The organism is Acinetobacter sp. A1, assembly GCF_012371315.1.
Lineage (GTDB): Bacteria > Pseudomonadota > Gammaproteobacteria > Pseudomonadales > Moraxellaceae > Acinetobacter.
In genome coordinates this window covers 23,693-36,461 of the sequence record NZ_JAAZQY010000015.1, presented here as the reverse complement: position 1 = coordinate 36,461, position 12,769 = coordinate 23,693, and the positions used below count along the sequence as shown (strand labels likewise).

Annotated in this window: 13 protein-coding genes; 4 read left to right on the top strand and 9 right to left on the bottom strand. The window is 40.7% G+C overall.

Annotation, left to right across the window (positions count from 1 at the left end):
- Window positions 1-68 precede the first annotated feature (68 nt).
- A complete protein-coding gene (gene sthA, locus HHA41_RS07320; RefSeq protein ID WP_168418062.1) occupies window positions 69-1,484 on the top strand; it encodes a Si-specific NAD(P)(+) transhydrogenase in 1,416 nt (471 codons plus the stop codon).
- A gap of 161 nt (window positions 1,485-1,645) precedes the next feature.
- Here the strand turns inward: sthA and HHA41_RS07315 are convergent, their stop codons facing one another.
- The 5 genes from HHA41_RS07315 to map form a co-directional block, all read right to left on the bottom strand.
- The gene (locus tag HHA41_RS07315; protein ID WP_154320511.1) at window positions 1,646-2,602 is read right to left on the bottom strand and encodes a TauD/TfdA family dioxygenase; all 957 of its coding nucleotides are present in this window, start codon (window positions 2,600-2,602) and stop codon (window positions 1,646-1,648) included.
- A gap of 243 nt (window positions 2,603-2,845) precedes the next feature.
- Window positions 2,846-2,980, bottom strand: coding sequence for a hypothetical protein (locus HHA41_RS13190; RefSeq protein ID WP_266096372.1), 135 nt, complete (start codon window positions 2,978-2,980; stop codon window positions 2,846-2,848).
- Entirely contained in the window at window positions 2,973-4,184 is a 1,212-nt protein-coding gene (locus HHA41_RS07310) for an MFS transporter (RefSeq protein ID WP_168461186.1), read from the bottom strand. The genes HHA41_RS13190 and HHA41_RS07310 overlap by 8 nt, the downstream gene beginning before the upstream one ends.
- Window positions 4,185-4,339: 155 nt before the next feature.
- Complete coding sequence (locus HHA41_RS07305) at window positions 4,340-5,398, bottom strand: OmpW family outer membrane protein (protein ID WP_104473685.1); 1,059 nt, start codon at window positions 5,396-5,398, stop codon at window positions 4,340-4,342.
- Window positions 5,399-5,711: 313 nt separating this feature from the next.
- Window positions 5,712-6,539 (bottom strand): type I methionyl aminopeptidase, encoded by an 828-nt coding sequence (map, locus tag HHA41_RS07300; RefSeq protein ID WP_075166964.1) that lies wholly within the window; start codon window positions 6,537-6,539, stop codon window positions 5,712-5,714.
- A 207-nt stretch (window positions 6,540-6,746) separates the two neighbouring features.
- On the opposite strand from map, the gene rpsB reads away from it, so the two are divergent.
- The 3 genes from rpsB (at window position 6,747) to HHA41_RS07285 (ending at window position 9,147) form a co-directional block, all read left to right on the top strand.
- Window positions 6,747-7,493 carry a 30S ribosomal protein S2 gene (gene rpsB, locus HHA41_RS07295; protein WP_168418066.1) on the top strand — a complete coding sequence of 249 codons (747 nt, stop codon included), beginning with the start codon at window positions 6,747-6,749 and terminating at the stop codon, window positions 7,491-7,493.
- A 143-nt stretch (window positions 7,494-7,636) separates the two neighbouring features.
- Window positions 7,637-8,512, top strand: coding sequence for a translation elongation factor Ts (gene tsf / locus HHA41_RS07290; RefSeq protein ID WP_168461185.1), 876 nt, complete (start codon window positions 7,637-7,639; stop codon window positions 8,510-8,512).
- Window positions 8,513-8,628: 116 nt separating this feature from the next.
- Complete coding sequence (locus HHA41_RS07285; protein WP_168461183.1) at window positions 8,629-9,147, top strand: DUF3465 domain-containing protein; 519 nt, start codon at window positions 8,629-8,631, stop codon at window positions 9,145-9,147.
- 34 nt (window positions 9,148-9,181) lie between these two features.
- Here the strand turns inward: HHA41_RS07285 and HHA41_RS07280 are convergent, their stop codons facing one another.
- The 4 genes from HHA41_RS07280 to HHA41_RS07265 all read right to left on the bottom strand — a co-directional run bounded on the left by HHA41_RS07280 (window position 9,182) and on the right by HHA41_RS07265 (window position 12,752).
- Window positions 9,182-9,637: an Mpo1-like protein gene (locus HHA41_RS07280; RefSeq protein WP_168461181.1), complete on the bottom strand. Its 456-nt coding sequence runs from the start codon at window positions 9,635-9,637 to the stop codon at window positions 9,182-9,184.
- 206 nt (window positions 9,638-9,843) lie between these two features.
- Window positions 9,844-10,452: a septal ring lytic transglycosylase RlpA family protein gene (locus HHA41_RS07275; protein WP_168418070.1), complete on the bottom strand. Its 609-nt coding sequence runs from the start codon at window positions 10,450-10,452 to the stop codon at window positions 9,844-9,846.
- Window positions 10,453-10,746: 294 nt separating this feature from the next.
- The gene (gene mltB, locus HHA41_RS07270) at window positions 10,747-11,748 is read right to left on the bottom strand and encodes a lytic murein transglycosylase B (RefSeq protein WP_168418071.1); all 1,002 of its coding nucleotides are present in this window, start codon (window positions 11,746-11,748) and stop codon (window positions 10,747-10,749) included.
- A 353-nt stretch (window positions 11,749-12,101) separates the two neighbouring features.
- On the bottom strand, window positions 12,102-12,752 hold the full coding sequence (locus HHA41_RS07265) for a hypothetical protein (RefSeq protein WP_168461179.1): 651 nt from the start codon (window positions 12,750-12,752) through the stop codon (window positions 12,102-12,104).
- Between the last annotated feature and the right edge of the window lie 17 nt (window positions 12,753-12,769).

Sequence of the window (12,769 nt, the reverse complement as noted above, 5' to 3'; positions counted from 1 at the left end):
AAAATTCAAACGATTTACGTCATAATATGGCCCATTGAAAAGATAGATTTAAAGAAAAGGAGCGTTGAATGCCACGTAAAAAAGAGGTCGTTAGTGGAACTTTCGTGAAGTATGATGCGGTCGTTCTCGGTTCAGGCCCTGCGGGTGAAGGCGCGGCAATGAAACTTGCCAAATCAGGTAAGCGTGTTGCGATTGTAGATATTCGTGAACAACTCGGTGGTAACTGTACGCATGTGGGTACAATCCCGAGTAAAGCACTGCGTCAGACGGTGTCTAATATTATTCGTTACCGTCGTGACCCAATGTTTAAAAAAATGGGTGACTGGCGTCAGTTTACCATGAAGCAAGTGCTTCAAAGTGCACATAAAGTAATTCAACAGCAGGTTGAAACGCACTCACGTTTTTATGATCGCAATGAAATTGCGATTTATCATGGCCGTGCTTATATTCAAGATAAAAATACAGTTTTGGTTTTTAGTGCAGACGGCATTAAAGAAACCATTATTTGTCAGCAAATTGTGATTGCAACGGGTAGTCGTCCGTATCGTCCTGAAATTTTAGATTTCAACCATCCACGTGTATTTGATTCGGACAAAATTTTGGATTTGGACTTTTCTATCCAAAAAATTATTATTTACGGTGCAGGGGTAATTGGCTGTGAATATGCGTCTATTTTTATTGGTTTAGATCACAAAGTCGATTTGATCAATACACAGCATAAATTACTCAGCTATTTGGATGATGAAATTTCCGATGCGCTGTCATATCACTTGCGTGCGCAGGGTGTGTTGATTCGCCATAATGAGCAAATTGATCATTTAGAAACTTTTGATGATCACGTGGTTTTATATTTGCAAAGTGGTAAAAAAATTAAAGCCGATGCAATTCTGTGGTGTAACGGTCGTTCAGGTAATACCGATGGTTTAGGTCTTGAAAATGTCGAACTCAAGCCAAACAGCCGTGGTCAGTTAACAGTTAATGATCAATATCAAACCGAAGTAGATAATATTTATGCTGCGGGTGATGTGATTGGTTGGCCATCATTGGCATCTGCTGCGTATGACCAAGGTCGTTGTGCGGGTGCGAATATGAGTGGCGAAGAAAATGTGGTACCTGTAACTGATATTCCAACAGGGATCTACACCATTCCAGAAATTTCTTCGATTGGTAAGACCGAACAGGAATTAACTGAAGAGAAAATTCCGTATGAAGTTGGTCAGGCGTCGTTCCGTCATTTAGCACGTGCGCAAATTACGGGTGATACCGTAGGTGAATTAAAGATTCTGTTCCACCGTGATACTTTAGAAGTGTTGGGTGTGCATTGCTTTGGTAATAATGCTGCAGAGATTATTCACATTGGTCAGGCCGTGATGAACAGCCCGAACAATACAATTAAGTATTTTGTTGAAACAACATTTAACTATCCGACTATGGCTGAAGCCTACCGTGTAGCAACTTTAAATGGTATGAACCGCTTATTCTAAGTTGCTGCAACATCGCTTAAAGTTCATTAAAAGAAGAACCCGTAAAGTTTAGGCTTTACGGGTTTTCTTATTCTAAGTTATTCGTTTGGTGTTTTAGTTTTGGTACGTCATTTTATTTGAGTCCAATAATGGCTCGATAGATTATCTGCATGATGAACAAATTAAAATGGTCGGCTACCCGCCAAACTAATTCTTTTAAGTAAGCGCCGTTGCTCGGCAGGGAATGGCTCCCTAGAGTGTAAGGTCACTTGATTGTCCCAAAATACCAAATCCCCTTGTTCCCAATGATGCGTGTAGCGGAAGGCTGGCTTTAAAATATGTGCGCGTAGCCGAGCAATTAATTCACTGCCTGCCTGATCATCATAATTGAGCAACTCCACTTCAGAATGGGTGTTCAGCCAAAGGGCTTTACGTCCAGTTTCAGGGTGGACTCTCACCAAAGGATGTGGATAGCCATGACCAACAATAGGTTGATCATGAAAACGATACAGCGGTGAATTACCATAGCTGCCTGTCGCAGTCGTATTTTGCGCACGCACAAAAGGGTTGTATGTAATGAGTTGAAGGTGATCAATCTCCGCTTTGGTGGTTTCATCTAAGGCATCGTAGGCTTTAATGGTGTTGTACCACGTGGTTTGTCCGCCTTGTTCTGGAATTTCTATGGCATACAGCAGCGAGGCAAAAGAGGGTAACGGTGTCCATTGATGGTCTGCATGCGGTTTAAGTTCTGCATGTCCCGTATAATCACCTTGCCCAACAGCATTTGATACTGGCACTACATCAGGCGGTGTACCTGTGTCGGCTTGACTGCCCAAAACAGGATTGTCTGAACTTGGACGGAAAATAGAACCAAAGTAACTGGCAAATGCTAAATACTGTAAATCATCTAAATGTTGTTGTTTAAAAATCAAAACTAGATGTTGTGCCAAAGCTTGTTTTAGACGATAAATAGTTGCCCCTGTTTGGGCTTTTTTCGCATCTAGCCCTGTCACGACAGCACCTAAGGCAGCACCTGCTAAAGGTTGTATTTGAATATCATTAGGATTTTGTAATGAATCGGCTTGATGCCAACGTGGTGCATCGTGAATCGCTTGAGAAAGCGGGCTTAGACTGCTCATTGGTTTTTACTCTTTCTTGGTATATGGTCAAGAAAATTTAAGTAAAAACAGTCATCAGATAAAATTAAAAGAAATGCTAAACTTATGAAAAACATTATTTTTTAAATAAATGTATGATCTTGAACCATTTAACTTATTTTGCATAGATTTGCTGTTTAAATGCAATGTAGTCTATGGAACAAGTTATATCAGTTGCTCCTTTAGTATTAATACATTGATAATGAAATCGAGTGACTTAAGCGATTAATGCGCACAGAATGCCTGATTAAAATACTCAAACAGTTGAGGCGTTTGCATCCATAAAAAAATTGAAAAGACGAGCAGGACAATAACCGCTAGTGCGAGCAGCACTTTAAAATTAAATAAAGAATTAGTCATGAATAACGTGCTCCTCATTGACCCAGAAATGCACCAAGACCGCAAATGCGCTTAAGGCAATTGAAACGATCCAAATTGCATTATAGTTGCCTGTTAGGTCGTGGTTTAAGCCACCGAGCCATCCCCCAAAAAAAGAACCGACTTGGTGGGTAAAAAACACAATGCCGCTAAGCATAGTCAGATATTTGATACCAAACATATTGGCCACAATACCATTGGTTAGCGGAACAGTAGATAGCCACAATAAGCCCATGATGATGCCAAATGCATAAATTGTCCAGATGCTCAATGGCAGGGCTAAAAATGCGATAATCGCAATGCCACGTAGCCCGTACAGCCACATCAACAAATGTGCTTTGGAATAGCGACCGCCTAACCAACCTGCTGTGTATGTCCCAACAATGTTAAACAAACCAACCAAGGCGAGAAAAATGGTTCCTGTGGTGGCATCAAAACCATGGTCAATTAAATAACCTGGTAAGTGAATGCCAATAAATACCACCTGAAAACCACAGACAAAAAAGCCTAGTGCCAAAAACCAGAATGGTTTGTGATTTTTAGCGATGATCAGAATTTGCTTAAATCCCAAAGCTGGTTGCGTGGACGACGCAGAGCTTGGGCTTTGATACATGGGTGCTTTGAGCATCCATGCCAAAGGAACAATCAATGCAATTAAAATAGCACTGACAATTAAAGCACCCGACCAACCAACATTTTGTAATAACAATAAGGTCGATGGCAGCATAATGAATTGCCCAAAAGAGCCTGCTGCACTGGCAATACCCATCGCAAGGCTTCGCTTTTCAGGTGGTGCCGCACGACCAACTGCTGAAAGTAGTACAGGAAATGAAGTGGCAGATAAAGCGAGACCTAAAATTAAACCCACGCTCAAATTTAGCAACAAGCCTGTTGAGCTGACGGCCATGAGTAATAAGCCAATGGTATACAGCGCACCGCCTACGGCCACCACAATTTTACTGCCGTATTTGTCTGCAAAAGCGCCTGTAATGGGTTGGACTGCACCCCAAATGAGGTTTTGCATGGCAATAGCCAGACTAAAGACATTATGCCCCCAGCCAAATTCATGGCTCATTGGCACCAGATACAGGCCAAAGGCATGTCGTACCCCCAATGACAGCGCCAGAATAATGGCACTTCCCATCAGCATATAAATCAGGGCTTTGGAAAAACGGGTATCTGACATAAAAAGTCCGGCAGCCAGGAAAGACCTGCTTATGTTAGTAGATTGCCGCGTGGGAGGCGATAGAATAAAAATTAAATAAAAGATAAAATTTTTTTATGGCTGCATCAAAAAAGACAGCCCGAAAGGCTGCCTGATGATGGACTGAAAATTAAAGCCTAGAAACGGATACCAATACCGGCATAGGCCAGAATCGGATTCACTTCAATATCGGCCTTAGAACGAATAAGTTCGCCATGTGTGGCATCGGTCACGGTAATGGTGGTGTCATTTTGCAGATGTGCATAGGACAGCGAACCAACCGCAAACCATTTTTCATTAAAGTCATAAGTAAAGCCTGCTGTGATTACTGGAGCAAAGGCATCTGTTGCTTCAACTTTGACTTTAGGATTGGCTTTGTCATTCGGTGACCCATCTAGTGATGCTCCGGCTTTATTATCCAGAATATTAGCGATCATATGTCCTGCAGCAATCAGGTCTTTTTCAGTCTGTGGATTAATTTCCAGTTCATTAAAATAAGCATACATTAAGCCTACGCCAACATAAGGACGGAATTTATTTACGCCAGTCTTGCCAAAGTGATACTGAAATTCAAAAGCAGGCGTCCATGCCCGAGCTGAAGCGGCAGGGCCATGTGCTTCTAAATCCGTAATAAAAATATCATTGTCTAACTCAATGGAGCCCACAAGTGGGGAAGCTATAGCACTGAATGGAGCATATATTTTTCCCTTACCTTGTAAGTCTACTTTAGGTGGAATGCCAGCTTTCATTTCAAACGAAATATTATCGGTAAAAAAATAGTTGGTCATAATGCCTAAAGTGGTAACATCATCAGCCTCTAATCCAGTGCCTGGATTCGTCCAGTTCTCTAGGCCATAAACTTGTGCTGTACCGCTCATGAACGCAGGTAAGGTACTATCTGGATTGATGCCATTAATTAAATCAATTAACCAATTCGCTAAACCAGATGAATTTTCTACGCGGTTATCAATGACTGCCTGCGATGAAATTTCTCCAACGTCAGACTGTATTCCTTCATAGGCAGCAGTATTAACTTTGAATGGCTGCGCTTTACCTTGTGGCATCACATGTAAAGCACCCACTGATACAGAAAAACGTTTAAAACCATCACCATCTTGCAGGCTAAAATACGGTGAGGCATAAGAAACAGCAGGTAAGGCCAATAGCGTGCTGGCAAATAATAAGGTCTTCTTCATATAAGGGACTCCATGTCCAATTTGTTGCTCGTTTTTATAAGGGCCATTATTTAATAGTTAGATAAAGCAAGACTGTTGTTTTTGAAGAAGATTGTTTTATTACATTTGTAACATTCTTGAAATAACTTTGCTGCTCTGTGACTTATTTATGACTTGTGTAGCTAGAAATGGTAATACGGTTTTTAGGGATGAAACCTGAATATTGATATAAGTATTTGATTTATTTATTTTAAGTTGAAGTTTTAGGCGATAAAAAAGGCCACATCAATGTGACCTTTCTGACAATTTTTTTAGTTTTTACGCCAATGACAGCTTAAGACTGGAAACGTGACAGGTCTTCTTCAGGACGTGCAGTCAGGACTTCCAGACCGTCTTTAGTCACTAAAATAGTGTGTTCATATTGCGCTGAAAGTTTGTGATCTTTGGTCACCACGGTCCATTTATCGCCAAGTAATTTGGTTTGCCAAACACCCGCGTTTACCATTGGTTCAATGGTAAAGGTCATGCCTTCTTCTAAAATCATGCCGGTATCTGGCTGGCCATAATGCAGCACTTGCGGTTCATCATGGAAGGTTGTTCCAATGCCGTGACCGCAATATTCGCGCACCACACTAAAGCGCTCAGATTCGACATATTTCTGAATGGCATGGCCAATATCACCAATGGTCGCGCCCGGTTTTACAACTTCCATACCGCGGTACATAGCTTCCTGTGCTACTTTGCATAGACGGTTGGCAAGAATAGAAGTTTCACCACCAACGATGTACATCATGTTGGTATCGCCGTGGTAACCATCTTTAATGACCGTGACATCAATATTCAGGATATCGCCTTTTTTTAATGTCTTGTTTTCAGATGGAATACCGTGACACACCACGTGGTTTACCGAAGTACAGATGGTATGCTGGAAGGCTGGACGACCTGGGGCTGCACCATAGCCCAGGCAGGCTGGAATGGCATTTTGTACATTGACAATATAATCGTGACAAATCGTATCAAGCTCAAGTGTGGTTACACCCGGTTTGATATGTGGCTTGATCATATCCAAAACTTCCGCTGCCAGTCGTCCCGCTACCCGCATTTTCTCAATTTCATCTGCGGTTTTAATTAATCGACGAGGCGCTTGATAAGTACTGTTCATGATCTCTAAAAACTTTTGGAAATTTATATGTGACTATGGTATAAATAGCCGCCCATTTTATCAAATGCTTTTTCGTGAATAAATTTCGCGGGCATTGTGCGATGGGGCAACAAAATCCGCACATATATCGTCACATTACTCTGGGTGCCCTTTGGGGTGGAGAATGCGGATATATGGAGGCCTAACCCAAACTTTAAGGTAAAGAAAATGGCAGATTACAACGTAAGCATGCGCGACCTTCTTCAAGCTGGCGCACACTTTGGTCACCAAACACGTTTCTGGAACCCAAAGATGCGTCAATACATCTTTGGTGCGCGTAACAAAATTCACATCATCAACCTTGAACACACTGTTCCAGCGTTAAATGATGCTTTGAACTTTGCTAACAACTTGGCTAGCAAAAAGAACAAAGTTTTGTTCGTAGGTACTAAACGTGCTGCTTCTGCAATCATCCGTGAACAAGCTCAACGTGCTGGTCAACCATATGTAGATCACCGTTGGTTAGGTGGTATGTTGACGAACTGGAAAACACTTCGCCAATCTATCAACCGTTTAAAAGATCTTCAAGTTCAATCTACTGACGGTACTTTCGCTAAGCTTACTAAACGTGAAGCTTTAGAGCGTAGCCGTGAAATGGAAAAACTTGAGCGTGCTTTAGGCGGCGTGAAAAACATGGGTGGTTTACCTGACGCATTATTCGTAATTGACGTTGACCACGAAGCAATTGCAATTAAAGAAGCGAAAAACTTAGGTATTCCTGTAATCGGTATCGTTGATACAAACTCTAACCCAGACAACGTAGACTACGTTATTCCGGGTAACGACGATGCGATCCGTGCAGTAACACTTTATGCTTCTGCAATGGCTGATGCGATCATTGCTGGTAAAGAATACGCTCAAACTCAAGCCAACGCTCAAGCGAAAGGCGAAGAAGCTCCTGCTTCTGAGGCTTAATGCGTTTTGACGCAAGCTTGTCATTTTTGCGACATGTGATGGTGGCAAAGTAAGCGTCATGTATGCAGACGGCCCAAGAGACACCCTCTGGGCCGTTTCTGTTAAAAAGAGAATTCATTTTCTACCGATTTTAGGAGATTAACATGACTGCAGTTACAGCAAGCATGGTTAAAGAATTGCGTGATCGTACTGGTCTAGCAATGATGGAATGTAAAAAAGCATTGACAGAAGCAGGCGGTGACATCGAATTAGCGATTGACAACCTTCGTAAATCTGGTCAAGCAAAAGCTGCTAAAAAAGCAGGCAACATTGCTGCTGACGGTGCAATCACTATCGTTCAAGAAGGCAACAAAGCAATTCTTTTAGAAGTAAACTGCCAAACTGACTTCGTTGCTAAAGACGAAAACTTTGCTGGTTTCTCTGCAAAAGTTGCTGCTGCTGCATTGGCTGCAAACGAAACTGATGCTGCTAAAATTGCTGAGCTTAAACTTGAAGATGGCGCAACTGTTGAAGAAACACGTATTGCCCTTGTTCAAAAAATTGGTGAAAACATCCAAGTACGTCGTGCACAAATCGTTGAAGGTGAAAACCTTGCTGTATACAAGCACGGTCTAAAAATTGGTGTTGTTGTTTCTTATACAGGTGATGCTGCGACTGGTAAAGGCATTGCAATGCACGTTGCTGCATTCAACCCAGTTGCTGTTACTGCTGAGCAAGTTCCTGCTGATCTTATCGCAAAAGAGAAAGAAATTGCAGAAGCGAAAGCAATCGAATCTGGTAAGCCTGCAAACATCGTAGAGAAGATGGTAACTGGTTCAGTAGAAAAATACTTGAACGAAGTTGCGCTTGATCGTCAAATGTACGTAATTGACAACGAGAAGAAAGTTGCTGAAGTATTAAAAGCAACAGGTACTACAGTTGCTCAATTCGTTCGTTTTGAAGTGGGTGAAGGTATTGAGAAGAAAGCAGAAATGAGCTTCGCTGAAGAAGTTGCTGCTGCTCAAGCTGCTGCGAAATAATTTTACTGTCGTAAAATATTTTGTAAAAAAGCCCCAAGTTTATTTGGGGCTTTTTTATGAGCGGTGTTCGGGTATAAATATCGAAATGCAAACTAGACTAAAAGTGTGATGACAATATGGCAAATAAAAAGAATTTAGGTGTTGGTGCAATTATTGTTATTTTAATTGCAGCATTTTTTGGCATAGATTTACAGCAGTTTCAAACTGAAACACGCCATGACCCATCCATTTCAAGTGAAAGCACAAAATCTACTCTATCTAAGGATGCTCAAACACCTTTTAAGCATGAAAATGGGTCAGATGATGTTGCCAAGATTGAGCGAGCATTTCGGCTAAAACAGCGTGATGTGCAAGTTCGTGCTAGTGGTCGGGTAATTGCAATTTTACCTGATGATAATGAGGGTTCACGTCATCAAAAATTTATCTTGAAACTTAGCAATGAACAAACACTTTTAGTGGCACACAATATTGATTTGGCGCCTCGTATAGCCAATATTCAAAAAGACGATAAGGTTGAGTTTTTTGGTGAATATGAATATTCAGACAAGGGTGGGGTAATTCATTGGACGCATCATGACCCAGCCGATAAGCATGTGAGTGGATGGTTAAAACACCAAGGAAGAACCTATCAATAAAGGTTCTTCCGATTATTCTAATTGGATATAGCGTTTAAACGCGCAAATCGCTCGTTTTTTGCCGTGTTTGCCAAGAAGGTAGGATTTTACCTAAATATGCATCCATGCACCAAATTGGGCCAATGAGAAGGAATTGGACGTCTTTAAAGAATGAAGGCTTTTTACCTTCTACTTTATGTCCATAAAACTGGCCAATCCAAGCCAGAACAAACAAGGCAATATAGAAACCAGAACCTACAGGTAAAATATAAATTAACCATGCCATCACCAGCATGAGTGCCGCCATGGCGACAGCTAAAACTAAATCGAGTCGCGCATAAAAAATAAAACTAAGGACTAACAGCAACGTGGTGAGTAGCGCGCTAAAATGCGCCAGAATACCCACAATTGAAAAAAAGATTGTGGGTACGCATACCCAATGAATAAGTTTATTGGTTTTATTTTGATGGCTTTCACTATACTCATCAAACCACTCTGTTACAGTCTTCATGCTCTACTCCTGTAGAAAACGATTCATTGTTATTTTTAGACTGAATAAAATATAGCGTAGAACGATGCAGCGGTCAAATGTATAGCGTGGTGAATAAGGGGGTAGATCTATATTTTGCTCTAAGATTTAAGGGCAAAAAGCTTAGATGTTAAAAAAGCCACATAAAGTGGCTTTTTTTGTCAAATGTTCAGGAGTAAAGCGAAGTTTTAAGAGTTAGGACCTTCAACACGCTCAATACTCACTTTACCTACGCCTGCATTGGTAATACCCAATTGCTTCGCAGCGCCGTAAGAAAGATCAAGTACACGGTTGCCATGGAACGGACCACGGTCATTTACTTTTACAACAACGCTTTTGCCGTTGTTTTTATTGGTCACGCGAATATAACAGTTGAGCGGTAGGCTACGGTGTGCTGCGGTCATTGCATTCATATCGAATGTTTCACCGCTTGCAGTTTTACGACCGTGGAATTGACGACCATACCAAGACGCCATACCTGTTTGGCTAAATTTACGTACAGTATTTGAAGCCACAGTGTTTAACTTCTCAATCACTGAAGGTTCTTCTGCAGGAATTTCAATTTTCGCTGCAATCGTTTGACGACGAATTTGGTCGCCTGAACGTTCGGTGATTGAAAGGCTGTTTAAATTTGAGAAATGTGAATTAAAACTTTGAGCTTCTTTATTGAGTACACGTGCAGCAAGGCTAGATGACTCATTGTCATTATTGAATGATGATTGCACCATTTCAGCTTGCGACTGACTTAGGGCAACAGCTGCAGAAAGTGCAAGTAAGTATTTAAGTGAACTATGCATGGTTTGAACTCCTGAAGACAGAATTTTTAACTTATTTCGCTCTTAACTGATTGAAATAGTGGTAATCCTGTCTGTAATTTCACTTTTTTGACTACATTTGACGAAATGGATAATATTCATCCCTTACCAAAGGTGTCTAGTCTTTATACGAAAATAATGACAAAAAGTACCAAAAAACAACTTTGTTTGATTAAAAAATAATCAATATTGTAACAATATATTTAAAAAGATGATTTTGTGATCAAATTGTCAAAAATATTTCTTGACTTTACTTGTTTGGTTTGGGTGTGGGGTTTATCGGCTGGCAATTTCAGTACCGAGTAACCATAACGCAGTTGCATACATACGGCTGCGGTTATAGGTCGTAATCACCTGAAAATTTGGGTAAGTAATATAGTAAATTGGCCCATAATTCTCTTGCAATTGAATGACATTCACCAAATCCAGATCATCTATTTGTACAATAGGATTCAGCGGTGCGATGCCTTGCGATTTTAAGACACCATAAGGTGTAGGTAAGGTTAAATCTTTGGCAATCACGCTGTCAGGATTGTTACCTGTATAACGTGCTGCAAATGCAATGGGTTGATTTCGCTGCCAGCCATGCTGTGCCAAGTAATTTGCAATTGAGCCAATCGCATCTACTGCTGAATTACGAAGGTCGATATGACCGTTGCCATCATAATCCACCCCAAATTTTGGAATGTTGCTTGGCATGAATTGAGGGTAGCCGACTGCACCTGCATAAGAGCCGACCACAGAAGAGGTTGGAATACCATCTTTATATGACCATGCAATGAGTGCAGCGAGTTCATCTTTAAAGTATTCAGCACGACGTTCGTAGCCAAAACCTAACGTTGCTAAAGCGTCACGAGTAATAAATGAACCTTTATTGCTGCCAAAGCCTGTTTCTACGCCCAATATACCTAATATGATGGCTTGAGGCACACCAAACTGCTGCTCAGCACGATTGAGTGTATCTGCATACTGCTGTTTAAAACGTACACCACGCTGAATAGTGCTTTCTGCAAGGAAATTCGTTTTATAGGCATACCAAGGCTTACTTTCGCCTGGACGGTTCATAATATTGATGATATTGGGTAAATTTTTAGAACCATTCATTGCCCAGTCAACTTGCGCTTCGCTCAAGCCATAAGTTTGCATCGTTTTTTGTTTAAAACTGGCATAAGACGGATGTTGCTGAAAATCATTGGCCTGACAGAAACTGGTGATAGAAAATGCACCGATCAGTAAAGAAACACGTTTTAGTTTGTTATAAAAATCAAGTTTGAACATATTGGGCAAAATTCCAAATTGATGATTTGCACAACTTATTTATATGCAGTAAATAAGTTTGTACTTATATAGAAGAAGAGGTCTTAGATTGACCTTAAAGCGCTAAAGCGAAGTCAGCGGCTAAGATAGCATTCAAGCGCGCTTGCTTTGTAAAAACTTATACAAAAATAGACAAAGAATGTGTAAAAAGCGCGCAGGATTTGTAACAAAGTTAAAACGCATCACAAAAACTTGCTGCAATTGTCTAAAAACGGACAGATTTGACAGTATTTATTCTCCGAATAAAAATGCCTGATCGAAATCAGGCATTTTGTCAGTTCATTACATGATTAAGATGTATGTACGTATCTATATTAAGGATGGAATAAAGTGTCGTGATATTCCGCTAATACCATCAGCTCTTCTTTGTTAAGATTTGGAATGATTTTATCAACAGCAATATGAACGGCTTTAATTACCGCAGCAGCACCGATATCTGCAGCTTTACGTTTAATCATGCCTAAATCTAAGGTTTTATTAAAGTCGCTCATAAAGTGACGTACTGTCGCTTCTGCGAACTGTTTATACAGTTCAGTTAAAGCCGCTTTATTGACTTCATTGCCTGCTTGAATTTCGGCATAGTTGTGTTTAAGGCTGGTCACCAAACTCGCATCTAGTGTTTCTCCGATGCGTGCATTGCCTGCCGCATCTTTAAAGCTACTACGCTCAGAAAATTCAATCGATTGTTTGACGACATCATTCGGTGCTTTGCTTAATAATTGTTTAAGCAATACCGCAACGGTAGATTTGATATAACCCGCAAGTTTTTCGGCAGTGTCACGCTTATCACTGGCAGGAAAACGGCGTACCAACTCCGTTAAAATTGCATCAATGATTTCATCATTAATCATGAGTGCTGTTTTGTCACGAAGCGGGTACAGCGGTTCACTTGAATTTTTTTTCTGTTGTGCAGTTTCAATTGTATTTAATAATTCTGCAGATGGAATAAATCCAAAAAATGGCATTGTAAAACCTCAATGTT

Bases quoted from the DNA above. Each gene is read 5' to 3' on its own strand.
- HHA41_RS07280 (WP_168461181.1), bottom strand. From the start codon at position 9,637: ATGAAGACTGTAACAGAGTGGTTTGATGAGTATAGTGAAAGCCATCAA.
- tsf (WP_168461185.1), top strand. From the start codon at position 7,637: ATGACTGCAGTTACAGCAAGCATGGTTAAAGAATTGCGTGATCGTACT.
- HHA41_RS07275 (WP_168418070.1), bottom strand. From the start codon at position 10,452: ATGCATAGTTCACTTAAATACTTACTTGCACTTTCTGCAGCTGTTGCC.
- HHA41_RS07265 (WP_168461179.1), bottom strand. From the start codon at position 12,752: ATGCCATTTTTTGGATTTATTCCATCTGCAGAATTATTAAATACAATT.
- HHA41_RS07315 (WP_154320511.1), bottom strand. From the start codon at position 2,602: ATGAGCAGTCTAAGCCCGCTTTCTCAAGCGATTCACGATGCACCACGT.
- mltB (WP_168418071.1), bottom strand. From the start codon at position 11,748: ATGTTCAAACTTGATTTTTATAACAAACTAAAACGTGTTTCTTTACTG.
- sthA (WP_168418062.1), top strand. From the start codon at position 69: ATGCCACGTAAAAAAGAGGTCGTTAGTGGAACTTTCGTGAAGTATGAT.
- HHA41_RS07285 (WP_168461183.1), top strand. From the start codon at position 8,629: ATGGCAAATAAAAAGAATTTAGGTGTTGGTGCAATTATTGTTATTTTA.
- HHA41_RS13190 (WP_266096372.1), bottom strand. From the start codon at position 2,980: ATGACTAATTCTTTATTTAATTTTAAAGTGCTGCTCGCACTAGCGGTT.
- map (WP_075166964.1), bottom strand. From the start codon at position 6,539: ATGAACAGTACTTATCAAGCGCCTCGTCGATTAATTAAAACCGCAGAT.
- rpsB (WP_168418066.1), top strand. From the start codon at position 6,747: ATGGCAGATTACAACGTAAGCATGCGCGACCTTCTTCAAGCTGGCGCA.
- HHA41_RS07310 (WP_168461186.1), bottom strand. From the start codon at position 4,184: ATGTCAGATACCCGTTTTTCCAAAGCCCTGATTTATATGCTGATGGGA.
- HHA41_RS07305 (WP_104473685.1), bottom strand. From the start codon at position 5,398: ATGAAGAAGACCTTATTATTTGCCAGCACGCTATTGGCCTTACCTGCT.